The sequence below is a fragment of the Geodermatophilus aquaeductus genome (genome assembly GCF_900182545.1).
Lineage (GTDB): Bacteria > Actinomycetota > Actinomycetes > Mycobacteriales > Geodermatophilaceae > Geodermatophilus > Geodermatophilus aquaeductus.
The window spans coordinates 246087-269054 of the sequence record NZ_FXTJ01000006.1; the positions used below are offsets into that span (position 1 = coordinate 246087).

At 75.4% G+C, this 22968-nt stretch carries 21 protein-coding genes; 8 read left to right on the top strand and 13 right to left on the bottom strand.

Annotation, left to right across the window (positions count from 1 at the left end; translation table 11 throughout):
* Positions 1-5: 5 nt before the first annotated feature.
* Positions 6-1319 (bottom strand): MFS transporter, encoded by a 1314-nt coding sequence (locus FN207_RS16545; RefSeq protein ID WP_246066111.1) that lies wholly within the window; start codon positions 1317-1319, stop codon positions 6-8.
* A gap of 121 nt (positions 1320-1440) precedes the next feature.
* Here FN207_RS16545 and FN207_RS16550 point away from each other — a divergent pair, with 121 nt between their 5' ends.
* The 3 genes from FN207_RS16550 to FN207_RS16560 all read left to right on the top strand — a co-directional run bounded on the left by FN207_RS16550 (position 1441) and on the right by FN207_RS16560 (position 4904).
* A complete protein-coding gene (locus FN207_RS16550; RefSeq protein ID WP_246066112.1) occupies positions 1441-2415 on the top strand; it encodes a GlxA family transcriptional regulator in 975 nt (324 codons plus the stop codon).
* 362 nt (positions 2416-2777) lie between these two features.
* Positions 2778-4304, top strand: coding sequence for a DEAD/DEAH box helicase (locus FN207_RS16555; protein ID WP_246066113.1), 1527 nt, complete (start codon positions 2778-2780; stop codon positions 4302-4304).
* Positions 4305-4379: 75 nt separating this feature from the next.
* Positions 4380-4904: a hypothetical protein gene (locus FN207_RS16560; RefSeq protein ID WP_142459568.1), complete on the top strand. Its 525-nt coding sequence runs from the start codon at positions 4380-4382 to the stop codon at positions 4902-4904.
* Here the strand turns inward: FN207_RS16560 and FN207_RS16565 are convergent, their stop codons facing one another.
* Positions 4905-5441, bottom strand: a complete 537-nt coding sequence (locus FN207_RS16565; protein ID WP_142459569.1) for a helix-turn-helix domain-containing protein — start codon at positions 5439-5441, stop codon at positions 4905-4907.
* Positions 5442-5495: 54 nt separating this feature from the next.
* Between FN207_RS16565 and FN207_RS16570 the strand changes: the two genes are divergently transcribed.
* Complete coding sequence (locus tag FN207_RS16570) at positions 5496-5831, top strand: hypothetical protein (protein ID WP_142459570.1); 336 nt, start codon at positions 5496-5498, stop codon at positions 5829-5831.
* Positions 5828-6763, top strand: a complete 936-nt coding sequence (locus tag FN207_RS16575; protein ID WP_142459571.1) for an alpha/beta hydrolase family protein — start codon at positions 5828-5830, stop codon at positions 6761-6763. The genes FN207_RS16570 and FN207_RS16575 overlap by 4 nt, the downstream gene beginning before the upstream one ends.
* Positions 6764-6830: 67 nt before the next feature.
* Here FN207_RS16575 and FN207_RS16580 read toward each other — a convergent pair whose 3' ends face one another.
* The 7 genes from FN207_RS16580 to FN207_RS16610 form a co-directional block, all read right to left on the bottom strand.
* Positions 6831-7838, bottom strand: coding sequence for a sugar phosphate isomerase/epimerase family protein (locus FN207_RS16580; protein ID WP_142459572.1), 1008 nt, complete (start codon positions 7836-7838; stop codon positions 6831-6833).
* Positions 7839-7857: 19 nt separating this feature from the next.
* Entirely contained in the window at positions 7858-9042 is a 1185-nt protein-coding gene (locus FN207_RS16585; protein WP_142459573.1) for a Gfo/Idh/MocA family protein, read from the bottom strand.
* 65 nt (positions 9043-9107) lie between these two features.
* Complete coding sequence (locus tag FN207_RS16590; RefSeq protein WP_110908627.1) at positions 9108-10163, bottom strand: substrate-binding domain-containing protein; 1056 nt, start codon at positions 10161-10163, stop codon at positions 9108-9110.
* Between the two features lie 104 nt (positions 10164-10267).
* Positions 10268-11467 (bottom strand): ABC transporter permease, encoded by a 1200-nt coding sequence (locus FN207_RS16595; RefSeq protein WP_142459574.1) that lies wholly within the window; start codon positions 11465-11467, stop codon positions 10268-10270.
* The gene (locus FN207_RS16600) at positions 11464-13050 is read right to left on the bottom strand and encodes a sugar ABC transporter ATP-binding protein (protein WP_142459575.1); all 1587 of its coding nucleotides are present in this window, start codon (positions 13048-13050) and stop codon (positions 11464-11466) included. The genes FN207_RS16595 and FN207_RS16600 overlap by 4 nt, the downstream gene beginning before the upstream one ends.
* Before the next feature lie 208 nt (positions 13051-13258).
* Positions 13259-14425 carry an ROK family protein gene (locus tag FN207_RS16605; protein ID WP_142459576.1) on the bottom strand — a complete coding sequence of 389 codons (1167 nt, stop codon included), beginning with the start codon at positions 14423-14425 and terminating at the stop codon, positions 13259-13261.
* A gap of 4 nt (positions 14426-14429) precedes the next feature.
* Complete coding sequence (locus FN207_RS16610; RefSeq protein ID WP_185938382.1) at positions 14430-15119, bottom strand: alpha/beta fold hydrolase; 690 nt, start codon at positions 15117-15119, stop codon at positions 14430-14432.
* A gap of 129 nt (positions 15120-15248) precedes the next feature.
* Here FN207_RS16610 and FN207_RS16615 point away from each other — a divergent pair, with 129 nt between their 5' ends.
* A complete protein-coding gene (locus FN207_RS16615; protein ID WP_142459578.1) occupies positions 15249-16694 on the top strand; it encodes an NAD(P)/FAD-dependent oxidoreductase in 1446 nt (481 codons plus the stop codon).
* A 40-nt stretch (positions 16695-16734) separates the two neighbouring features.
* Here the strand turns inward: FN207_RS16615 and FN207_RS16620 are convergent, their stop codons facing one another.
* From FN207_RS16620 to FN207_RS16630, 3 genes are read right to left on the bottom strand one after another with little or no spacing between them, the layout of a single operon-like run.
* Positions 16735-17412 (bottom strand): alpha/beta hydrolase, encoded by a 678-nt coding sequence (locus tag FN207_RS16620; RefSeq protein WP_142459579.1) that lies wholly within the window; start codon positions 17410-17412, stop codon positions 16735-16737.
* Positions 17412-18683 carry an erythromycin esterase family protein gene (locus FN207_RS16625; protein WP_142459580.1) on the bottom strand — a complete coding sequence of 424 codons (1272 nt, stop codon included), beginning with the start codon at positions 18681-18683 and terminating at the stop codon, positions 17412-17414. Before FN207_RS16625 ends, FN207_RS16620 begins: the two co-directional genes overlap by 1 nt.
* Positions 18683-19819 carry a carboxylate-amine ligase gene (locus tag FN207_RS16630; RefSeq protein ID WP_185938383.1) on the bottom strand — a complete coding sequence of 379 codons (1137 nt, stop codon included), beginning with the start codon at positions 19817-19819 and terminating at the stop codon, positions 18683-18685. Before FN207_RS16630 ends, FN207_RS16625 begins: the two co-directional genes overlap by 1 nt.
* A gap of 261 nt (positions 19820-20080) precedes the next feature.
* Between FN207_RS16630 and FN207_RS16635 the strand changes: the two genes are divergently transcribed.
* Together FN207_RS16635 and FN207_RS16640 are read left to right on the top strand one after the other, a co-directional pair.
* A complete protein-coding gene (locus tag FN207_RS16635) occupies positions 20081-21022 on the top strand; it encodes a S1C family serine protease (protein WP_142459582.1) in 942 nt (313 codons plus the stop codon).
* Between the two features lie 85 nt (positions 21023-21107).
* Positions 21108-22055, top strand: a complete 948-nt coding sequence (locus FN207_RS16640; RefSeq protein ID WP_142459583.1) for a GGDEF domain-containing protein — start codon at positions 21108-21110, stop codon at positions 22053-22055.
* Positions 22056-22058: 3 nt separating this feature from the next.
* On the opposite strand, the gene FN207_RS16645 is transcribed toward FN207_RS16640, so the two are convergent.
* The gene (locus FN207_RS16645; protein ID WP_142459584.1) at positions 22059-22865 is read right to left on the bottom strand and encodes an SDR family oxidoreductase; all 807 of its coding nucleotides are present in this window, start codon (positions 22863-22865) and stop codon (positions 22059-22061) included.
* Positions 22866-22968: the final 103 nt, after the last annotated feature.

The window sequence follows — 22968 nt, forward strand, 5'->3', positions numbered from 1 at the left end:
GTCCGTCAGCCGTGGGTGGTGGCGGCGGAGGCGGTGGTCGGCTCGGTGGGGACGGCGGGCGGGACGGCCGGCGGAGCTGGGCGACGGCGGATCGACAGCGACATCGCCGCCGCGGCGAGGCACAGCCCGCCGGCGAGGAACCACGCGAGGTCGTAGGAGCCGGTGACGTCGCGGATCACGCCGCCACCGAACGCGGCGAACGCCGACCCGAGCTGGTGCGAGGCGAACACCCACCCGAAGACGACGGGCGCCCGCGCGCCGAAGTGCTCGCGGACCAGCGCCAGCGTCGGCGGCACCGTGGCCACCCAGTCCAGGCCGTAGAAGACGATGAACGCGATCATGCTGACGTGCAGGTCCGGCCCGAACAGGGTCGGCAGCGCGAACAGCGAGAGCCCGCGCAGCCCGTAGTAGGCCAGCAGCAGCACGCGGGGGTCGACGCGGTCGGTCAGCCAGCCGGAGAACACCGTCCCGGCGATGTCGAAGACCCCGACGACGGCCAGCAGCGTCGCCGCGGTCGTCACCGGCATGCCGTGGTCGTGCGCCGCCGGGATGAAGTGCGGCTGCACCAGCCCGTTGGTCGACAGCCCGCAGATGAAGAACCCGCCGGCCAGCAGCCAGAACGGCCGCGACCGCGCCGCCTCCGCCAGCCCGCGCAGGGCGTTGCGGGCGGCACCGGTGCGCACCGGGTCGACGTCGTCGGCGGCGGTCCCGCCGTAGGGGACGGCGCCGACGTCGCGCGGGCGGTCGCGCAGCAGCCACACCACCAGCGGGACGACGGCGAGCGCGGCCACCGTGGTCCCCAGCGACGCCGCCCGCCACCCGCCGCTGGTCTCCGCGACAGCGGCGACCAGCGGCAGGAACACCAGCTGCCCGGTCGCGCCGCCCGCGGTGAGGATCCCGCTGACCAGCCCGCGGCGGGCGACGAACCAGCGGCCGGTCACCGTGGCCACCAGCGACAGCGCCATCGACCCGGTGCCGAGCCCGACCGCGAAGCCCCACAGCAGCACCAGCTGCCAGCTCGCCGTCATGAACACGGTCAGGCCGCTGCCGAGCGCGGTGAGCAGCAGCGCGCAGACCACGACCCGCCGGATGCCGAAGCGCTCCATGAGCGCCGCGGCGAACGGGGCGGTCAGCCCGTAGAGCGCCATGTTGACCGCGACGGCCGCCGAGATCGTCGACACCGACCAGCCGAACTCCTCGCGCAGCGGGTCGATGAGCACGCCGGGCACCGCCCGGAAGGCGGCGGCGCCCACGAGCGCCAGGAAGGTCACCGCGGCCACCCACCAGGCGGGGTGGATCCGGGCGGTCCGCGTCGTCACGGCTGCAGAGCATGACCGACGCCGGCCCCGGGGCGACAGTGGCCCGACGGCCAACACGTGCAAAGATCCGGCCATGACAGGAGGCCCGGGTCCGGCCGTGACAGGAGGCCCGGGTCCGGCCGTGACCGGAGGCCCTCCCCGCCACGAGGTCGCCGTCCTCGCCCTCCCCGGCACCATCGCCTTCGAGCTCGGCCTCCCGCACCGGCTGCTCGGCGGGGCGGTCGACGCCGACGAGCGCCCGCTCTACCGGGTCCGCGTCGCCACCCTCGACGGCGGCCCGGTGCGCACCTCGGCCGGGTACTCGATCACGCCCGAGCACGACGCCACGCTGCTGGAGACCGCGGCGACCGTCGTCGTCCCCGGCGTGCAGGGCGGGCCGGCGATGGCCGACGGCCGCGTCCCCGAGGAGCTGTGCACGGCCCTGCGCGACGCCGCCGCCCACGCCCGGATGCTGTCGATCTGCACCGGCGCCTTCGTCCTCGCCGCCGCCGGCCTGCTCGACGGCCGGCCCGCAACGACGCACTGGATGCACGCCGCCGCCTTCGGCCGGCTGTTCCCCTCGGTGCGCCTGGATCCCGACGTGCTCTTCGTCGACGACGGCGACGTGCTCACCAGCGCCGGCAACGCCGCGGGCATCGACCTGCTGCTGCACCTGGTCCGGCGCGACCACGGCAGCGAGGTGGCCAACCGGGTGGCGCGGCGCAACGTCGTCGCCCCGTGGCGGGAGGGCGGGCAGTCGCAGTTCGTCGAGCGGCCGCTGCCCGACGCCGGCGACACCGGGACCGCGGCCACCCGCGCCTGGGCGCTCGAGCACCTGACCGAGCCGCTCACCCTCGCCGGCCTCGCCGCGCACGCGCGGATGAGCGTGCGCACGTTCACCCGCCGCTTCCGCGAGGAGACCGGCCTGTCGCCGCTGCGCTGGCTGGCCCAGCAGCGGATCGCGCTGGCCCGCCGGCTGCTGGAGTCCACCGACGCCTCCATCGACCGGGTCGCCGCCGACGCCGGGTTCGGCACCCCCGCGTCGCTGCGCCAGCACCTGCGCGCCTCGATCGGGGTCGCGCCCGGGGCCTACCGGCGCACCTACCGCGGCGCCTGAGGCGTCACCCGGAGGAGTCGGGTGTGACACGCGACTCCTCCGCGGACGGCAGGATCGGCAGCCGCGTCTGGTTGAGTGGGGCATACCGGCGTTGCCCTCGCTCATCCGGAGCTGCAGGACTCGACGTCGGGCTGGTGCAGCGCCACGGAGGCGCGCCCGGCTGTCCGACGTCGCCGCCGGCGCGCTCCGCCCCGCATCCGGGGCCAGCGCCTGCGCACGGTGACCGACGACGGCGACCCGAAACGCCCGAGGAACCGATGACCTCCCCGAACCCCCCCTCCCCCGCCGGCACCTCCCGGCCGCGCCGCCGCGGCGGCCGTGGCCGCGGCCGCGGGACGGGTACCGCCACGACGACGACCGCCATGGCGGCCCCCGCCACGACGACGACCGCCACGACGACGACCGCCACGACGGCGACCACCAGCACCGAGAGCGTCCCGGCCGTGGAGATCCCCGCCGGCGACGTCGCCACCGTGCTGCCCACCGACACCACCTTCGCCGAGCTCGGCGTCCCCGCCCCGCTGGTCGAGGTGCTGACCGCCAGCGGCATCACCGCGCCGTTCCCCATCCAGGTCGCGACGCTGCCCGACTCGCTGGCCGGCCGTGACGTGCTCGGCCGCGGCCGCACCGGCTCGGGCAAGACCATCGCCTTCGCCCTGCCGCTGGTCTCCCGGCTGGCCGCCTCCACCACCCGCCGCCAGCCGCGCCGGCCGCGCGCCCTGGTGCTCGTGCCGACCCGCGAGCTCGCCAACCAGGTGATGGCGACCGTCGAGCCCCTGGCCACGGCCCTCGGCCTGCGCTGCACCACCGTCTTCGGCGGCGTCGGGCAGAACCCGCAGGTGCAGGCGCTGGCCGCCGGCGTCGACGTCGTCGTCGCCTGCCCCGGCCGGCTCGAGGACCTCATCGGCCAGGGCCACGCCGACCTGTCCGCCGTCGAGGTGACCGTGCTCGACGAGGCCGACCACATGGCCGACCTGGGCTTCCTGCCCGGCGTCAAGCGGCTGCTGGACCGCACGCCGCAGGGCGGGCAGCGGCTGCTGTTCTCCGCCACGCTGGACAACGGCGTCGACGTGCTGGTCAAGCGCTACCTGCACTCGCCGGTGACGCACTCGGTCGACCCGGCCGTGGCGCCGGTGTCGACGATGACCCACCACGTGTTCCAGGTGTCGGCCGCCGACAAGCCCGAGGTCGTGCGCCAGCTCGCCTCGGGGCTGGGCCGCAGCGTGCTGTTCACCCGCACCAAGCACCAGGCCAAGAAGCTCGCCAAGCAGCTCACCGCGTCGGGCATCCCCGCCGTCGACCTGCACGGCAACCTCAGCCAGAACGCCCGCGAGCGCAACCTCGAGGCGTTCAGCAACGGCGGCACCCGCGTGCTGTGCGCGACCGACATCGCCGCCCGCGGCATCCACGTCGACGACGTCGCGCTGGTCGTGCACGTCGACCCGCCGACCGAGCACAAGGCCTACCTGCACCGCTCCGGCCGCACCGCGCGCGCCGGTGCCGGCGGCACGGTGGTCACGCTGTCCACCCCGGACCAGAACGGCGAGGTGCGCACGCTGACCCGCCAGGCCGGGATCACGCCCGTCGTCAGCCAGGTCCGTCCCGGCGCGGAGCAGATCACCACGCTGACCGGCCCCGCCGCGCCGTTCGTCGAGCCGGCCCCGGCCCCCGCCCCCCAGCCGCAGGGCCAGGGCGGCGGCGGACGGCGTCGCCGCGGCGGCTCGGGTGCCGCCACCGGCGGGACCGCGGCGGCGGCGAAGCCCGCGGCCGGCGGCCGGGGCGGCTCGCGCACCGCGGGCCCGGCGCGCACCCGCGCCGAGCTGGCCGCACGGGCCGGCACGCACTCGGCGTCGTCGTTCAGCGGGCGCAGCCGGCGCGGAGGCCGCTGACCCCCAGGGGTGTCGTGGCGGGGGCGGTCGGGAAGAGTCCTCCCGACCGTCCCCGACGACCCTGCGAGGTGCCCGATGGCCCTGCCCATCACCCTGTCCGAGATCGGTCCGCGGATCTCGGCCGGCGCGTTCATCCTCAACAGCGGGCTGGGCAAGCGTGCAGCTGACGACCAGACCGCGGCCGGCCTGCACGGCTTCGCCAGCGGGACCTACCCGTTCCTCAAGAACGTCGAGCCGAAGCAGTTCGTCCAGTTGCTGTCGACGGCGGAGATCGCGGTCGGCGCCGCGTTGCTGACGCCGTTCGTGCCCACCGCGCTGGCCGGCGCCGTGCTGACCGGGTTCGCCGGCGGCCTGCTCGGCCTCTACCTGCGCACGCCCGGCATGCGCAAGGAGGGCAGCCTGGCCCCGACCGAGCAGGGCCTGACGGTCGCCAAGGACGTGTGGCTGCTCGGGATCGGCGTCGGCCTGCTCACCCGCGGCACCGTGGACCGCGGCACCAAGCGGGTGGAGAAGGCCGCGAAGACCCTGGCGAAGGCCAACAAGCGGGTCTCGCGGGCCGAGCGGAGGGCTGAGCGCAGGACCGCCCGCGCCGCCGCTTAGTCAGCCCGGCAGGAACACCGTCCCGACCAGGCGACGGCGGCGCTGCCCGCCCGGCTCGTTCGCCAGGCGGTCGCCCAGCACCTGCCGCAGGTCGGTGACCAGGGCGGCGAACTCCTCGTCGTCCAGCCACAGGCCGGTCATCCGGTACCCCACCCCGTCCCGGGCGGCGTCCAGTCCGCCCGGGACGGCGGTACCGGTGTCGACCCAGCGGTCGAAGTCGGCCAGCAGGGCGGCGACGAAGGTGCCGAACGCGCGCCGGTGCTGCTCGGGTGTCATCCCCGCCGCCTCCTCCGGCCCGACGGAGGCGGCCGCGGTCACGAGCCGGTAGGTGCGCTCGGTGCTGCCGCGCACCCGGCGCTCCCCCACCACCTCCAGCAGCCCGGCCTCGGCGAGCACCCCGACGTGCCGGTACAGCGTGGCCACCGCGACGTCGGGCAGCTCCGCGTGCAGGTCGCCTGTGGTCAGGGTCCGATCGCCCAGCAGCGCCTGCACGACGCGGAGGCGCACCGGGTGCAGGAGCAGGTCCGCTGACGCCACGCACTCACCTCTCTCATCCTTGACAACGGTCTCGCTCTTGAGAACGATGATGGCATGGCGGCGATCGAGACGACACCCACGACCCTGCGGATCACCCTCACCCCGGCCGAGAAGGTGCTCGGCCTGCTGCGCGACCTCGAGGTCCCGCTGGCCGCGGTGCGCTCGGCCGAGGTCGTCCCCGACGGCCTGGACGCCCTGCGCGGCCTGCGTGCCCCGGGCCTCGGCCTCCCCACCCGCCGGATCGGCACGTGGCGCCGGCGGGGGACGAAGACCCTCGTCAGCGTCCGTCGCGGCCCGGCCGTCCGCCTCGAGCTCACCGGCCAGCGCTTCGACACCGCGCTGGTGACCGTCGACGACGCGGCCTCCGTCGTCGCGGCGGTGGGGCGGTGAGCGCCCGCGAGGTCCCCGTGACCGTGCCGGGCGATCCCCCGCTGGCCGGCACGCTGACCCTCCCGGACTCCCCCGGCCCCGTCCTCGCGGTGCTGCTCGCGCCGGGCTCCGGGCCGCTGGACCGGGACTCGAACCACCACCGGGCGCGCTTCGGCGTCACCCGGGAGCTGGCGGCCGCCCTGGCCGAGGGCGGGCTCGCCTCCCTGCGCTACGACAAGCGCGGCGTCGGCGGCAGCCCCGGCGACTGGCGGCGGGCCGGCCTGCACGACAACGCCGACGACCTGGTCCGGGCACGGGACGCCCTGGCCGCCCGCCCCGAGGTGGACGCCGGCCGCATCGTCCTGGCCGGCCACAGCGAGGGCGCGCTGCTCGCCGCGATGGCGGCCGCGCGCGGCGCCCCGGTGGCCGGGGTGGTGCTGCTGGCAGGGTCGGCGACCCCGGGCGACGAGCTGCTCCGCTGGCAGGCCCGGCAGATCGGCCCGACGCTGCCCGCCCCGGTGCGCGGCCTGCTGCGGCTGCTGCGCACCGACCTCGAGGCGAAGGTGGCCGCCAACCACGAGCGGATCCGCGCGACCACCACCGACGTCGCCCGCATCGGCGGGGTGCGCCTCAACGCGCGCTGGCACCGGGAGTTCCTGGCCCACGACCCGCGCACCGACCTCGCCCGGCTGACCGTGCCGGTCCTGGCGGTCACGGGGAGCAAGGACCTGCAGGTCCGCCCCGGCGACCTCGCGGAGATCGCGGACGCCGTCCCCGGGCCGGTGGAGACGCTGCTCGTCCCCGACCTCACCCACACGCTGCGCCGCCAGCCGGGGCCGGCGTCACTGCGCGCCTACCGCGGCGAGCTGCGCCGGCCGGTGGACCCCGAGGTGCTCGGCGCCGTCGTCCGGTGGTGCCGGGCCGTGACCGGGCTCGAGCGCGCCGCGGTGTGAACGCACGGAGGGCCGGGCGCGCGTCCGCGCCCGGCCCTCCGCGGTCCCCCTCCCGACGAGGCGGGGCCTAGTTGCCGCTGGCGAAGGCGGCGTCGAACGCGGCCGCCGGCGGGTCGAAGGCCAGCCGGCGGACGAACGCCAGCGCCTCGGGCGCGCCGACGAGGCGGTCCATGCCGGCGTCCTCCCACTCCACCGAGATCGGCCCGTCGTAGCCGATGGTGTTGAGCATCCGGAAGCAGGCCTCCCACGGGACGTCGCCGTGGCCGGTGGAGACGAAGTCCCAGCCGCGCCGCGGGTCGGCCCACGGCAGGTGCGAGCCCATCCGGCCGTTGCGGCCGTTGCCCACCTGCTTCTTCGCGTCCTTGCAGTCGACGTGGTAGATCCGGTCCTTGAAGTCCCAGATGAACGACACCGGGTCGAGGTCCTGCCACACGAAGTGCGACGGGTCCCAGTTGAGCCCGAACGCCTCGCGGTGCCCGATCGCCTCCATGGTGCGGACGGTCGTCCAGTAGTCGTAGGCGATCTCCGAGGGGTGCACCTCGTGGGCGAACCGGACGCCGACCTCGTCGAAGACGTCGAGGATCGGGTTCCAGCGGTCGGCGAAGTCGCGGTAGCCGTCCTCGATCATCGACTCGGGGACCGGCGGGAACATCGCCACGGTCTTCCAGATCTTCGACCCGGTGAACCCGACGACGGTCGTCACGCCGAGCTTCGCCGCGGCGCGGGCGGTCGCCTTCATCTCCTCGGCGGCGCGCTGCCGCACGCCCTCGGGGTCGCCGTCGCCCCAGACCCGCGGGTGGACCATCCCGCGGTGGCGCTCGTCGATCGGGTCGTCGCAGACGGCCTGGCCGTTGAGGTGGTTGGAGATGGCGAAGACCTGCAGGCCGTACTTCTCGAGCAGCGCCTTGCGGTCGGCGACGTAGGCGTCGTCCTCCGCGGCGCGCACGACGTCGAGGTGGTCGCCCCAGCAGGCGATCTCCAGGCCGTCGTACCCCCACTCGGAGGCGAGCCGGCACACCTCCTCGAAGGGCAGGTCGGCCCACTGGCCGGTGAACAGGGTGACGGGGCGTGGCATGAGGGAGGTCCTCTCTTCGTCAGGCGGGGACGACGGGGGTCCAGGTCGAGTCGGCGGCGGCGCTGCGCTCCACGGCGTCCAGGACGCGCTGGACCTGCAGTCCGTCGGCGAACGACGGCGTCGGGTCCTCGTCCTTGGCGATCGCGGTGACCAGGTCGACGACCTGGTGGGTGAACCCGTGCTCGTAGCCGAGGCCGTGCCCGGCCGGCCACCACGCGGAGACGTAGGGGTGCTCGGGCTCGGTGACGATGATGCGGCGGAAGCCGGCGCGCTCGGCGGGCTCGGTGCCGTCGAAGAACTCCAGGACGTTCATGTCCTCGAAGTCGAACGCCAGGCTGCCCTCGGACCCGTTGATCTCGATCCGGATGCCGTTCTTGCGGCCCAGCGCGAAGCGGGTGGCCTCGAAGGTGGCCACCGCCCCGCCGGAGAAGCGGCCCAGGAACACCGCCGCGTCGTCGACGGTCACCTGCCCCATGCCCTCGCCGGCGACGCCGGACAGCGACCCGGCGGCGGCCGGCAGCGGGCGCTCCTTGACGAAGGTCTCCAGCAGCGCGCTCACCCCGGTGACCGTCTCGCCGGTGATGTACTGCGTCAGGTCGACGACGTGCGCGCCGATGTCGCCGAGCGCGCCGGAGCCGGCCTTGTCCTTCTCCAGCCGCCACGACATCGGCGCCGACGGGTCGGCGATCCAGTCCTGCAGGTAGGCCGCGCGCACGTGCCGGATGCGGCCGAGCCGGCCCTCGGCCACGAGCGTGCGGGCCAGCCCGATGGCCGGGACGCGGCGGTAGGTGAAGCCCACCATCGACCGGACCCCGCGGGTGGCGGCCCGGGCGGCGGCCTCGGCCATCGCCTCGGCCTCGGCCACGGAGTTGGCCAGCGGCTTCTCGCACAGGACGTGCTTGCCGGCCTCGAGGGCGGCGATGGCGATCTCGGCGTGGGTGTCACCGGGCGTGCACACGTCGACGAGGTCGACGTCGTCGCGCTCGACGACGCGGTGCCAGTCGGTCTCGGTCCCGGCCCAGCCGAGCTTGCCGGCGGCCTCGGCGACGCGGGCGGCGTCGCGGCCGGCGAGCACCCGCAGCTCGGGGCGCAGCGGGAGGTCGAAGAAGCGGGGGGCGGTGCGCCAGGCCTGCGAGTGCGCCGCGCCCATGAAGGCGTAGCCGATCAGGCCCACCCCGAGGGTCGGCCGGTCGGGCGAGGTCATCTCAGATCTCCTCGGGGAGTGGAACGGGGCCGCCGGCGCTCGACCGGCGGCCCCGTTCCGGCGGATCAGGACTCGAAGGCGCTGTCGATGTACTGGTCGACGTTGTCCGCGGTGACGACCGGCGCGTTCAGCACGATCTGCCGCGGGACCTCCTGCGAGGCGACGTCGGACAGGTTCTTGTCCTGCGCGACCAGGCGGGCTAGCGCGATGCCGTCGGCACCCTGGGTCGACGGGTAGATGACCGTCGCCTGCAGGACCGAGTTGCCCTCCTGGATCGCCCGCATGGCGTTGGCCGAGCCGGCGCCGCCGACCATGAAGAACTCGTCGCGGCCGGCGTTCTGGATGGCGGCCAGGACGCCGACGCCCTGGTCGTCGTCGTGGTTCCAGATGGCGTCGATCTGCGGCGCGGCCTGCAGCAGGTTCGCCGCCGCCTCCTCGCCGCCCTCGACGGTGAAGTCCGCGGCCACGCGGTTGTCGACGTTCAGGCCGCAGTCGGCCAGCGCGTCGGCGAAGCCCTGGCTGCGGTCCTGGGTCAGCGGCAGCGAGTCGATGCCGGCGATCTCGGCGACGACGGCGTCGGGGTTGTCCCCGAGCTGCTCGCAGACGTAGGTGCCGGCCGAGACACCCATGCCGTAGTTGTCGCCCAGGATGGTGGCGCGGGCGGCGAACGGGCTGTCGAACTCGCGGTCGACGTTGATGACCGGGATGCCGGCCTCCATCGCCTGCAGCGCGACCGGGGTCATCGCGGCACCGTCGAAGGGCAGCAGCACGATGGCGTCGACGCCGTCGTTGATGAACGTCTCCACCTGGCTGATCTGGGTGCTGACGTCGTTGGTCCCCTCCGCGACGACCAGCTCGACGTCCTCGTACTTCTCGGCCTCGGCGCGGGCGGCCTCGGTGATGCCGGCCATCCAGCCGTGGTCGGCCGCGGGGGCCGAGAAGCCGATGGTCACGGTCTCGCCGGGCTCGTCGTTGGCGCTGGCGGCCTCGTTGGCGCCGCCGCCACCGCCGGACTCCTCCGGGGTGTTGCTGGTGCAGCCGGCCACGAGCACGCCTGCGCTGAGCAGGGCGACCGTGGCGTAGGGCAGGCGGCGGAACGGACGCTGCCTCGTTGCAGACATGCTCTCTCCTCGATAGTCGCCCCCTTGTCCGGGAGCAGGACGCGCCACCGGACGGGAGGTCCGGTGGGTGGTGCACCCCGGCGCGCGATCGCGCGCCGGGTGGGTCAGAGGGTCTTGCCGGTGCCGGTGCCGGTGCCGGTGGCGGTCGGGCGGGTGCCGCCCGGGCCGCCCTCGGCGGTGGTGCCGCCGGACACCGAGCCGGAGGGCGAGCCGGTCACGGCCGGGCCGCCGGAGGACACCCCGGACGAGGGCCGACGGCGGAAGTTGAGGCCGCCGGTGGCCAGCTGCTGCTGCAGCATGACGGCGAGGATGATGATCACGCCGCGGGCGACGGCCTGGGCCGAGCTCGACAGGTTGTTGAGCGTGAAGACGTTGCCCAGCGTGGTGAAGATCAGGACGCCGAGGACGGTGCCGACGATCGTGCCGCGTCCGCCGATGAGCAGCGTGCCGCCGATGACCACCGCGGCGATCGCGTCGAGCTCGTAGAGACCGCCGTGCGTCGAGCTGCCGGTCGTCGTCCGCGCCATGATCATCACGGCCGCGATGCCGCAGGTGATGCCGGAGAGCACGTAGAGCTTGACCGTGTGCCGCTGCACCCGGATGCCGGCCAGCCGGGCGGCCTCGGCGTTGCCGCCGACGGCGAAGGTGCGCCGGCCGAAGGTGGTGCGGTTGAGCAGCACCCACCCGGCGACGGCGACCAGCGCGAAGATCAGCACCAGCGTCGGGACGCCGAGGACGTCGCCGGAGAAGAAGGCCAGGAAGTCGCTGTCCCGGACGATCTGCGTCCGGCGGTTGGCGATGATCTCGGCCAGGCCACGGGCGGCGGCGAGCATCGCCAGGGTGGCGATGAAGGCGGCGAGCTTGCCGTAGGCGATGACCACGCCGTTGACCAGGCCGGCCACCGCACCCACCACCAGCGCGGTGAACACCATGACGATCCAGTGGACGTCCTCGGCCAGCTGCTGGGTGGCCAGCGTGGTCGCCCACACCGACGCCAGCGCGACCAGCGCGCCCACCGACAGGTCGATGCCACCGCCGATGATCACGAAGGTCATGCCGATGCTGACGACGCCGATGACCGAGGCCAGCCGCAGGATGGTCAGGATGTTGTCGACGTCGGCGAACCGGTCGCCGGCGGTGTAGATGCCGACGGCGCACAGGATCACGAGCGCGACGACCAGGCCGAGGTTGCGGCCCACCGGCCCGGCCATGAAGGAGCCGCCGGAGCCCCTCTGGCGGCCGGCGTCGGACTTCCCCGTCCCCGTCGTCAGCGTGGTGCTGCCGCCGCTGGTGCTGCTGCTCATGCCACGGTCCCTTCGTGCTGGGCCTTCTCGAGGTGTGTCGTGTCGTGCAGGACCGGGCCCTGGCCGTGGGTGGTCGTCCCCTGCATCACCAGGTCGAGCACGCGGTGCTCGTCGAGTGCGTCGGCCGGCTCCTGGGCCAGCACCCGTCCCTCCGCGATCACGAGGACGCGGTCGGCTAGCCCCAGCACCTCGGGGATCTCGCTGGAGACGACGACGACGGCGACACCGCGGTCGGCGAGGTCGCGCACCAGCGCGTAGATCTCCGAGCGGGCGCCGACGTCGACGCCGCGGGTGGGCTCGTCGAGGAGCAGCACCTTGCAGTCGCGCAGCAGCCAGCGGGCCAGGACGACCTTCTGCTGGTTGCCGCCGGAGAGGGTGCGCACCTCGCGGGTCTCGTCGGCGGGCCGCACGTCGAGGGAGCGGACCTGCTCGCGCGCGGCGGCCCGCTCGGCGGCGCCGGACAGCAGGCCACCCTTGGCGAAGCGGGCCAGGCTGGAGATGGTGATGTTGCGGGCCACGGACTCGCCGAGCAGCAGCGCCTGGCTCTTGCGCTCCTCGGGCGCGAGGCCCACGCCGGCCGCGACCGCGGCGCCGACGTCGCCGCGCCGCAGCGCGCGCCCGTCGACCCGGACCACGCCGCCGGTGGCCCGGCGGGCGCCGTAGATCGTCTCGAGGATCTCCGAGCGGCCGGAGCCCACGAGCCCGGCCAGTCCGACGATCTCGCCGGGCCGGACGGCGAAGGACACGCCGCCGAAGGTGCCGTAGAGCCCGAGGTCCTCGACCTCGAGCAGCGGCTCCTGGGTGGCGGACACCGGCTGGCGGCGCTCGGGGAAGACGTACTCGATGGTGCGGCCGGTCATCAGCGTGATGACCTCGCGGGTCGGCGTCTCCCGCGCGGGGAGCCCGGTGGCGACCGTGCGGCCGTCCTTGAGGACGGTGATGCGGTCGCCGATCTCGCGGATCTCCTCGAGCCGGTGGGAGATGTAGACGATCGCGACGCCCTCGGCGGTGAGGTCGCGGATGACGGTGAAGAGGCGCTGGACCTCCTCGTTGTCGAGGACCGCGGAGGGCTCGTCCATGATGATCAGCCGCGCGTCCTGCGACAGCGCCCGCGCGATGCTGACCATCTGCTGCGAGGCCGCCGACAGCGAGCCCAGCTCGGCACCCGGCCGGATCTCGGGGTGGCCGAGCCGGGTCAGCAGCGCGGCGGCCCGCCGGTTGATCTCGCCGGGGAAGGTGAGCCCGAAACGGGACTGCTCCCGGCCGAGGAAGACGTTGTCGGCCACGGTCAGGCCGGAGACGAGGTCGAGCTCCTGGTAGATCGTGGCGATCCCCAGGGACAGCGCGGACTGCGGGTCGTGCAGCCGGACCGGCTCGCCGCGCCAGGTGATCGTGCCCTCGTCCGGCTGGTGCGCACCGGCGAGGACCTTGATCAGGGTCGACTTGCCGGCGCCGTTCTGGCCGAGGAGGCAGTGGACCTCCCCCGCGCGGACGTCGAGGTCGACGCCGCCGAGCGCCCGGACACCCGGGAACGTCTTGACGATGCCGTGCATCTCCAGGAGAGGCGGTTCGGTCGGGCGCATGGCCTCACCTCGGACTTCTGCTCAACGCTGACCATTAGTCTGTGCAGGCGTGACCATATGAACGGAGTCACAGGGGGTCAAGGGTCCGTGAGCGGTGTCACCGAACCGAGACCTGGCGGGGTGACCCCGGCGGCAGAAATGGCCATTCCTGACGCGGTCCTCCGGACCGCACCGCGGCCAGGGGCGTCCCCGGCTGCGCCGAGCCGGTTCAGCGGGCGAGGGCCTGGTGGACCGAGTCCTCGTCGAGGTAGCCCTGGATGGCCATGAGCGCGGCACCCACCCGGCCGGAGAGGTCCGGGGCGTCGCTGACGGTGATCTCCAGCGCGCGGGCGGCCAGCGGCATCGAGCGGCCGTAGACCGCCTCCCGGATGCCGGCCAGCAGCGGCGCGCCGGCGGCGGCGACCCCGCCGGTCATCACGATCCGGTGCGGGTTGAAGAAGTTGACCAGCGCCGCCAGCACCGTGCCGATCGTCCGGCCGGCCCGACGGACGAGCTCCAGCGCCGGCCCGTCGCCCTGCGCGGCCAGCTCGATGACCTGCCGCGTGCTGGTCACCGGCAGCCCCGCCTCGAGGGCGTCGCGCAGCAACGCTCCGCCGCCGGCCAGCGCCTCGAGGCAGTTCTCGTTGCCGCACCGGCAGAGCACGGTGCGGCCGTCCGGCGTCGGCACGTGGATGTGCCCGATGTCGCCGGCGCTGCCCTGGGCGCCGCGGTAGACCTCGCCGTCGACGATGACCCCGCAGCCGATGCCGGTGCCCACCTTGACGACCAGCACGTCCTGCGCCGAGCCCTCGACACCCATCTCGCCGAGCGCCATCACGTTGACGTCGTTGTCGACGAACACCGGGCAGCCGTAGCGGCCGAACGCGCTCGGGATCGGGTGGTCGTGCCAGCCCGGCATGATCGGCGGGTGCGACGGCCGGCCGGTCGAGAACTCCACCGGCCCCGGCACGCCCACCCCGACGGCCCAGACGTCGGCCGGGGTCAGCCCCGCCTCGGCGAGCGCCTTCTGCGCCAGCCGGTCGACCTCGGCGAGCACCACGTCGGGGCCGTCGGCGATGTCGATCGGGTGGCCGACGGTGGCGAGGATCTGCGCAGACAGGTCGGTGACGGCGACGTCGGCGCTGGTGACCCCGAGGTCGACGGCGAGCACGCAGCCGGCGCCGCTGTTGAACCGCAGCAGGGTCGGCGGGCGCCCCCCGGTGCTGCCGCCGCGGCCGCCCTCCTGCAGCAGCCCCGAGGCGATGAGCTCGTCCACGCGGGCACTGACGGTGTTGCGCGAGGCCCCGGTCAGCGCCACCAGTTCGGCCCGGCTCCGCGCGCGGCCGGTGCGCACGTGGTGCAGCAGTGCGCCGGCCGAGGCGGAGGTGGAGGCCATGCGGTCATGGTGACACGCCGGAGGCGCATCCCCCCTCCTCCGCGACCGCCCCTCGTGCGACGGCCGCCCGCAGGACGGCGGCGACGGCGTCCGGGTGGGTCTGCACGGTCATGTGCGCCGCGCCGGGCACCTCGACCACCTCCCCCGCCGGCGCCGCGTCGGCCACGGCGGCGGCCCAGTCGGCCCGGCAGAGCCGGTCGCGGGTGCCGCGGACGACGGTCACCGGGACGCCGACGGCACGCAGCCGGGCGTCGATGCGGTCGGGGGCGGCGACCCGCCACAGCGCCCGCATCGCCCGCGGACCGGTGGTCAGCCACTGGGCCACGATCAGCGGCACCTGCCACCACGGCTCGCGCACCGCCGTCTGCAGCCACCACCCGGCCAGCCGGGACGGCGCGCGCAGCCGTGGATCGGTCGACGGGCCGAGCAGGACGACGCCGGCCACCCGCGGGTCGACGGCGGCCGCGGCCACCACCTGGCAGCCCTGCGAGTGGCCGGCCAGCACGACCGGACCGGGCCCGAGCCGGCCGCGCAGCCGGGCGGCGAGGTCGTCGATGGACGGCACAGGTGCAGACCGCCCCATCCCGGGTAGGAGGACGACGTCGGCGGCCACCCGCCGGCGCAGCCGCCTGGACGAGCGCGCGTCCAGCCCCAGGCCCGGGACCAGCACGAGCCGGGGGATGAGGACGGGCACCGGCCTGGTTGTACCGGGCAGGAACGGACACCGCGAGCCCACGGGCGGACGGCGGCCGTGACGGGTCTCACGTCCCCGACCGGCCCGCCGGGCGACAGCGGAGCCCCCGACGGGAGAGGATCAGTCATCATGACGACATCACCTGCGCCCACCGCCAGCTCCTCGACCGGCCGGCCGCGGGTGGTGATCGTCGGTTCCGGCTTCGGCGGCCTGTTCGCCGCCAAGGCGCTGCGCCGTGCCGACGTCGACATCACCGTCGTGGCCAAGACCGGCCACCACCTGTTCCAGCCGCTGCTCTACCAGGTGGCCACCGGCATCCTCTCCGAGGGCGAGATCGCCCCGGCCACCCGCGAGGTGCTGCGGCACCAGAAGAACGCGCGCGTGGTGCTCGGCGAGGTCGTGGACGTCGACGTCGACGCGCGCACGGTCACCTCCACGGTGCTCGGCCGCACCACGGTGCACCCCTACGACGAGCTGATCGTCGCCGCGGGCGCCGGGCAGTCCTACTTCGGCAACGACCAGTTCGCCGAGTTCGCGCCGGGCATGAAGAGCATCGACGACGCGCTCGAGCTGCGCGGCCGCATCTTCGGCGCCTTCGAGCTCGCCGAGCTCGCCACCGACCCGGCCGAGATCGACCGGCTGATGACCTTCGTCGTCGTCGGCGCCGGCCCCACCGGCGTGGAGATGGCCGGGCAGATCGCCGAGCTCGCGCACCGCACGCTGCGCCGCGACTTCCGCACCATCGACCCGGAGAAGGCGCGCATCGTCCTGCTCGACGGCGCGCCCCAGGTGCTGCCGCCGTTCGGGCCGAAGCTGGGCGAGAAGGCCCGCCGCCACCTCAACGAGATGGGCGTGGAGGTCCAGCTCGGCGCCCTGGTCACCGACCTCGACTCCGACGGCCTGACCGTCAAGGACTCCGACGGCCAGCTGCGCCGCATCCCCGCGGCCACCAAGGTGTGGGCCGCCGGCGTGCAGGCCTCGCCGCTGGGTCGCCTGCTCGGTGACAAGACCGGCGCCGAGGTCGACCGGGCCGGGCGCATCTCGGTGCAGCCGGACCTCACGCTGCCCGGGCACCCCGAGATCCACGTCGTCGGCGACATGGCCAACCACCCGGACAAGTACCCCGGCGTCGCCCAGGTCGCGATCCAGGGCGGCCGCTACGCCGCCGGGCAGATCCAGCGGCGGCTGGCCGGCAAGTCCCCCGCGGGCCCGTTCCGGTACCGCGACAAGGGCAACATGGCCACCATCTCGCGGTTCTCCGCGGTGGCCGACATCAAGGGGATGAAGTTCGAGGGCTTCATCGCCTGGGTGATCTGGCTGGTGGTGCACCTCTTCTACATCATCGGGTTCAAGAGCCGGATCACCACGGTGCTGCACTGGATGGTCAGCTTCCTCGGCCGCGGCCGGTCGCAGCGGGTCGCCACCCAGCAGCAGGTCTACGGCCGGCTGGCCCTGGAGAAGCTCGGCCCCGGCTTCGAGGCGTCGAAGACCGGTGGCCCGAAGGACCACCCGGACACCCCCGACGACGTCAACCCCGAGCAGCAGCACGACTTCGTCGGCCGCCGCACCGCCTGAGCAAGGACCCCGCTGCTCGACCTCCTCGGCCCGTCCGGCCTCAGCCGGGCGGGCCGAGCCACGTGTCGAGCGCGGCCGTGACCAGGGCGGGGGTCACCACGTGGCCGCCGTCGAACTCGTCGTAGGTGACGTCGTAGCCGGCCGCGGCCAGGTCCCCGGACACCCGGCGGCCGCAGCGGTCCACCGGCAGCACCCGGTCTCCGGTGCCGTGGGCGATCCACACGCGCGGGCGGCCGGTGCGCCCGGGCGGGGCGGTGAAGCCCGGCGAGAAGGCCAGCAGCGCGTCGAACAGGTCGCCGTTGGCCAGGCCGAGGGACAGCGCGTAGGACGCGCCGTCGGAGAACCCGCCGAGCGCGACCCGGGAGACCGCCGTCCCCGACGCCACCCGGTCGAGCGCGGCGTCGAGGACGGCGACGTCGCGGCCCAGCCCGCCGGTGAGCAGGTCCCAGGTCGCGGCGGCCGAGGAGGTCGCGAGGACGGCGACCCCGCGGGCGAGGGCGACCTCTCCCACCGCCGCCAGCGACTGGTGCGCCGTGCCGCCCGCGCCGTGGCAGAACACCAGCAGCGGCCGCGGCTCGCCCCCGCCCGCGGGCACCGCCACCAGCGCCTCGGGCCCGCCCAGGTCGAGCGTCGTTGTGCCCGGCGGCAGCGGCGGGCCGGCCGGCTGCGGGCCGGGGCGGGCGTCGAGACGGCCGATCCCGGCCGCGGGCAGCGCCATCAGACCGCGTGCGCCATCGGCGGCACGTGCTCGTCGGGCCGCTCCAGGTGCAGCGGCTGCAGCGGCGTCGTCTCCTCCAGGTAGAGCAACGCGTCGTAGCGCTCGCCGACGACGGTGGGCACGTAGTTGCCCCACCGCTCGCGCTCGGGCCGGTAGACGACGCCGATCGCCCGGTGGCCCAGGCGCGCGTCGAGCCACCCGGGTCGGTCACCGCGCGGGACGACGACCAGCGCGTCGTGGCCGACCTCGCGGTGCAGCAGGTCCTCCAGGCTGCCCTCGCGCGCCGGCGGCACGGCCATCCGCTCCATCTGCGCGCCCCACTCCCGCCCGGCGACCACCCCGCCGCGGTGGCCGGCGAACCCGACGAGGACGACGTCGTCGGTGCCGTGCCGCTCGCGCAGCAGCTGGCCGAGGTTGGTCATGCCGGCGTCGGCCATGTCGGTGGCCCGCGCGTCGCCGACGTGCGTGTTGTGCGCCCAGACCACCGTCCTCGCGCCGGTGTGCGCCACCAGCCGGTCGAGGGTGTCGGCCATGTGCACGTCGCGGACGTTCCACGACGCCGCCGAGCCCTCGATCATCGCCCGGTAGTAGCGCTCGGCACCGACGACCACCGCGGCGTTCTGCTCGGCGGCGAAGCGGTCGTCGGGGTCGTCGCCCTCGCCGCGCTCCTCGCACAGCCGGCGCAGCAGGTCGACGACGGTCTCCTCGCAGGCCGCCGGGGCGAACCGCTGGGCGAAGGCGTACTCGGCGCCGTCCTCCCCGAAGGGCTCGAAGCAGCGCAGCGCCCGCCGCGCCGCCGCGGCGTGGTCGGGCTCGTGCTCCTCGACCCAGGCCAGGAGCTCGTGCATGGAGTCCCAGAGGCTGTAGACGTCGAGACCGGCGAAGCGCACCCGGTCGGGCTCGGGGCGGTCGGCGTTCCAGGCGCGCAGCCGGCGGAGGGAGTCGACGACGTCGTCGTTGGCCCACATCCAGGTCGGCCAGCGGCTGATCGCGTCGAGCGCCTCCCGCGGGTCGCCGGCCCCGCCGGGCCGCAGCCGCACGCTGCGGTCGGCCCGGGCGCAGTCGGGCCAGTCCCCCTCGACGGCGACCAGCCCGAACCCGCGCTCCTCGACCAGTCGGCGGGTCAGCGCCGCGCGCCAGGCGTAGTACTCGTGCGTGCCGTGGCTCGCCTCGCCGACCGCGACGAACCGCGCGTCCCCGATCCGCTCGAGCAGCGGGTCGAGGTCGGCGTCGTCGCGCAGCGGGCGGGCCCACTCCCCGGAGCCGCCCATCAGGTCCTCCCGGCCGCCCCCTCGCGGACGACCCACTCCGCGACCGCCCGGCGGTCGCCCGTGCGCAGCCAGGTGCTCCGCTGCCGCGCCGCGGAGGTACCCCGGCCCAGCAGGTCCTGCACGCGGGCGGTCACCTCGTCCCACTCCCCCGCCGCGGTGAGGTCCTCCTCCAGCTCGGCCAGCAGCGCGCCCACCGCCTCGGCGGCGTCGACGAGCTCGCCCCGCAGCGGGTCGAACAGCGGGCCGCCGAGCCCGGAGCGGGCCGCCCGCCAGCGCGCCGCCCGCAGCAGCTCCGGTCGCACCTCCGGCACCGGCTCGCCGCGCCGCGCCCGGGCGGCCAGGACCCGCACCAGCGAGCGGACCAGGCCGGCGTGCAGGACGGCGTCGTCGAGGGTGGTGCAGACGTCGGCCAGCCGGAACTCGAGGGTGGGCAGCCGGGCCGAGGGGCGGACGTCCCAGTAGAGGTGCGAGCCGTCCTCCACCACGCCGGAGGCGACCAGCCCGGCGAGGACCCGGCGGTAGCCGTCGGCGTCGCCGAGCGGCTCGGGCGCCCCGGCGTGCGGGAAGCGCGTCCACCAGAGGGTGCGCCAGGACTCGTAGCCGGTGTCGACGCCGTCGTGGAACGGCGAGCTGCAGGTCATCGCCAGCAGCACCGGGATGTAGGGGCGGGTGCGGTCGAGCACGGCGACCGCGGTGTCGAGGTCGGGGATGCCGACGTGCACGTGGCAGCCGCAGATGTCCTGCTGCCGCGCCAGGCCCGCCCACCGGCCGACCATCGCCTCGTAGCGCTCGCCGGGCGTGACCGGCATGGTGTGCCACGAGTTCCACGGGTGCGTGGAGGCCGGCAGCAGCAGGAGCCCGTCCCGCTCGGCCGCGGCGGCGGCTTCGGCGCGCGCGGCCACCAGCTCGGCGCGCACCTGCTCCAGCGACGTGCACACGCCGGTGGCGATCTCCAGCTGCGTGGTCGCGATCTCCGGGTGCACGCGCTCCCCGGCCTTTCCCGCGAGCGCCGCGGCGGACGCGCGCGGGCCCGGGGTCATCTCCAGGGTGTCCGGGTCGACGAGGTGGAACTCCTCCTCGACGCCCAGGGTGCGCCCGACCACGGCGCCCTCCGTCTGCAGGCCGTCGATGCGCACGCCCCTCCTCGGTGCCGGCCGGTCGCCGGGCAGGCCGACGCTACGGGCGCCGCTCCCCCGGCGCACCTGCTGACCAGCGTGCTCGTGCTCTGGTCCGCATCGGGGGCAGAGCACGAGCGCCCGCGAGGACACCCCGTCCCGCCCCGTTCGCCCAGGGCGTGACGGAGACGCTGGCGGGCGGGTCCGGCGAGGCGTCCACTGGGCGGTGCAAGCATGTAATCAACCCGGTGACCACGGAGTGATCACTCGAGGAGGTGCGCCGTGACCCGACCGGACACCGACGCCGCCCTGGACGCCTACAGCCGGGTGGTCACCGCCGTGGCCGCCGACCTCACCCCGCACGTCGCCGCGCTGCAGGTGACCGGTCCCGACGGCCGCTCCGGAGCCGGCTCCGCGGTCGTCGTCCCCGGCGACGGGCTGATGCTCACGAACGCGCACGTCGTCGGGCGGGCGCGCGCCGGCCGGGCCGTGTTCGCCGACGGCAGCGAGGCGCCCGTCGAGGTGGTCGGCACCGATCCGCTGTCCGACCTCGCCGTCGTCCGCGCGACCACCGGGGCACCGGAGCCGGCGGTGCTCGGCGACGCCGCGCAGCTGCGGGTCGGTCAGCTCGTCGTCGCCGTCGGCAACCCCCTGGGCCTGGCCGGGTCGGTGACCGCCGGCGTCGTCAGCGGGCTGGGCCGCTCCCTGCCCACCCGGGACGGGCGCACCGCCCGGGTGGTCGAGGACGTCATCCAGACCGACGCCGCCCTCAACCCCGGCAACTCCGGCGGCGCGCTCGCCGACTCCGCCAGCCGGGTGGTCGGCATCAACACCGCCGTCGCCGGATGGGGGCTCGGGCTGGCCGTGCCGGTCAACGCCACCACCCGCCGCATCGTCGACGCGCTCGTCCGCGACGGGCGGGTGCGCCGCGCCTACCTGGGCCTGGTGAGCAGCCCCGCGCCGCTGCCGGCCGCGCTGGCCGAGCGCACCGGGCAGCGGCGGGGACTGCGCGTGGTCGACGTCGTCGCGGGGTCCCCGGCCGACCGGGCCGGGCTGCGCGCCGGCGACCTGGTGCTCGAGGCCGGCCGCGCGCCCGTGGCCGAGGCGCAGAGCCTGCAGCGGCTGCTGTTCACCGAGGCGATCGGGCGGCAGCTGCCGGTGACGGTGTACCGGCTCGGGGCGATGGTCGACGTCATCGCGGTGCCCACCGAGCTCACCGGCTGACCCCTTCCGAGGGGGGACGCTCGCCGTCGCCCTCAGGACCGTCCGGATCGGTGACGATGTCGTCCGCGACGGAGGGGAGCTGCCGGTGCACGGGGACCGCAGGGGCGGGCTGGGCCTGCTCGCGTTGTTGTACGGCTGTGCCGCGAGCACGTGCGCGGCCGGTGCGCTCTGGCCGATGCACCCGCGGACGCCGGTCGTGCTGCTCACGGCGCTGGCGGCCGTCGGCGGGGTCGGGTCCGCGGCCCTGTGGCACCTGCGCGACCGCGCGCCGATGGCCCTCGTGCACGCCGCCCTCGCCCTGCTGTCGGTGCTCACCGCGCTGCTCGCCTGGCGCTCGGTCACCGCGGTCGGCGTCGTCGGCCTCGGCCCGGTGCTGGTGGCGCTCGGGGTGCTCGCCGGCCACGTGCTGCCGCCGGCGGCAGCCCGCCTGCACGTCGCCGGCGGGGTCGCCGTCGTCACCGTGGGGGCGCTCGCCGCGGCACCCGGCGGCTTCGTCTCCTCGTGGCTGGCCGCCGTCGTCACCGCCGCGGTCCTGACCGAGGCGCAGATCCGGCAGTCCGGCGCGCTCCGGTACGCGGCCGGCACCGACGCGCTGACCGGGGTGGCCAACCGCCGGGCCTGGGAGGCCGAGGCCGCCCGGCTGGTCGCGCTCGCCTCGCGCACCGGGGAGCCGCTCACGGTCGCGGTGCTCGACCTCGACGGCTTCAAGGCGGTCAACGACACGGCCGGCCACTCCGCCGGCGACGCGCTGCTGCGCTCGCTCGCCGCCCAGTGGAGCGCCGAGCTGCGCCGCTCCGACCTGCTCGGCCGCCTCGGCGGGGACGAGTTCGTGCTGTGCCTGCCCGGCACCGACGCCGTGCGCTGCGCCGAGCTGCTCGAGCGCCTGCACGCCGTCTCGGGCTCGCCATGGTCGGCCGGTACGGCGACCGTCCGCCCCGGCGAGGACCTCGACGCGGCCCTCGTCCGGGCCGACGCCGCGCTCTACCGCGAGAAGCACGCCCGCCGGTCCGCACGCCCGACGCCGGTGGACTGACCGCTAGGGACGGCGCCAGTCGTCGCCGGTCATGTGCGAGCCGGCCATCGGGCCCATCTGCAGCATGCCGCCGTCGACGGCGTAGGAGGAGCCGGTCACGTAGGACGCCTCCGGGGAGGCGAGGAACGCAACGACGGCGGCCACCTCGTGCGCGCTGCCGGGCCGGCCGACGGGCACGCCGGGCCGCTCGTGGCCGGGCGCGGTCGGGTCCTCGTCCTCCTGGCCGGTCATGGGCGTGGCGATCTCCCCCGGCGCGACGGCGTTGACGGTGATTCCGTGCTCGGCCAGCTCGATCGCCGCCACGCGGGTGAGCAGCCCGAGCCCGCCCTTGGCCGCGCAGTAGGCGGCCGCGCCCACCCGCGGCTGGTGCTCGTGGACGCTGGTGACGTTGACGATCCGCCCGCCGCGGCCGGCGTCGACCATGCGGCGGGCGGCGCGCTTCAGGCAGAGGAACGCCGCGTCGAGGTCGGTGGCCAGCACCTCGCGCCAGGTCCCGTAGTCGGTGTCGAGGATCAGCGTCGAGTGCCCGGTGCCGGCGTCGTTGACGAGGACGTCGATCCCGCCGAGCGCCTCGGCCAGCTCGTCGACGACGTCGGCGGCCTGTGGCAGCTGCGTGAGGTCGACGTGCCGCACCTCCGCGCGCCGTCCCGCGGCCCGCACCTCCTCCGCCGTCGCCCGGGCGTGCGCCTCGTCGCGGAACCAGGTGATGCCGACGTCGCACCCCTGCTGCGCGAGGGCCACGGCCGCCGCCCGCCCGATGCCCGACTCCGAACCGGTGACGACCGCGACGCGGCTCCGAGACTCCGTCATGCCCCCATGCTGGGGCCCGGCACGGGCGTCCGCCGGGTGGTGCCTCACCGTGCGCGATCCGGTCGCGACCGACCGACGCGCCGGGCCCGCGCGTCGTCACGTC

Coding starts and splice junctions, on each gene's coding strand:
- FN207_RS16555 (WP_246066113.1), top strand. CDS start 2,778: ATGGCGGCCCCCGCCACGACGACGACCGCCACGACGACGACCGCCACG.
- FN207_RS16615 (WP_142459578.1), top strand. CDS start 15,249: ATGACGACATCACCTGCGCCCACCGCCAGCTCCTCGACCGGCCGGCCG.
- FN207_RS16585 (WP_142459573.1), bottom strand. CDS start 9,042: ATGACCTCGCCCGACCGGCCGACCCTCGGGGTGGGCCTGATCGGCTAC.
- FN207_RS16625 (WP_142459580.1), bottom strand. CDS start 18,683: ATGGGCGGCTCCGGGGAGTGGGCCCGCCCGCTGCGCGACGACGCCGAC.
- FN207_RS16595 (WP_142459574.1), bottom strand. CDS start 11,467: ATGAGCAGCAGCACCAGCGGCGGCAGCACCACGCTGACGACGGGGACG.
- FN207_RS16580 (WP_142459572.1), bottom strand. CDS start 7,838: ATGCCACGCCCCGTCACCCTGTTCACCGGCCAGTGGGCCGACCTGCCC.
- FN207_RS16620 (WP_142459579.1), bottom strand. CDS start 17,412: ATGGCGCTGCCCGCGGCCGGGATCGGCCGTCTCGACGCCCGCCCCGGC.
- FN207_RS16600 (WP_142459575.1), bottom strand. CDS start 13,050: ATGCGCCCGACCGAACCGCCTCTCCTGGAGATGCACGGCATCGTCAAG.
- FN207_RS16645 (WP_142459584.1), bottom strand. CDS start 22,865: ATGACGGAGTCTCGGAGCCGCGTCGCGGTCGTCACCGGTTCGGAGTCG.
- FN207_RS16560 (WP_142459568.1), top strand. CDS start 4,380: ATGGCCCTGCCCATCACCCTGTCCGAGATCGGTCCGCGGATCTCGGCC.
- FN207_RS16605 (WP_142459576.1), bottom strand. CDS start 14,425: ATGGCCTCCACCTCCGCCTCGGCCGGCGCACTGCTGCACCACGTGCGC.
- FN207_RS16590 (WP_110908627.1), bottom strand. CDS start 10,163: ATGTCTGCAACGAGGCAGCGTCCGTTCCGCCGCCTGCCCTACGCCACG.
- FN207_RS16570 (WP_142459570.1), top strand. CDS start 5,496: ATGGCGGCGATCGAGACGACACCCACGACCCTGCGGATCACCCTCACC.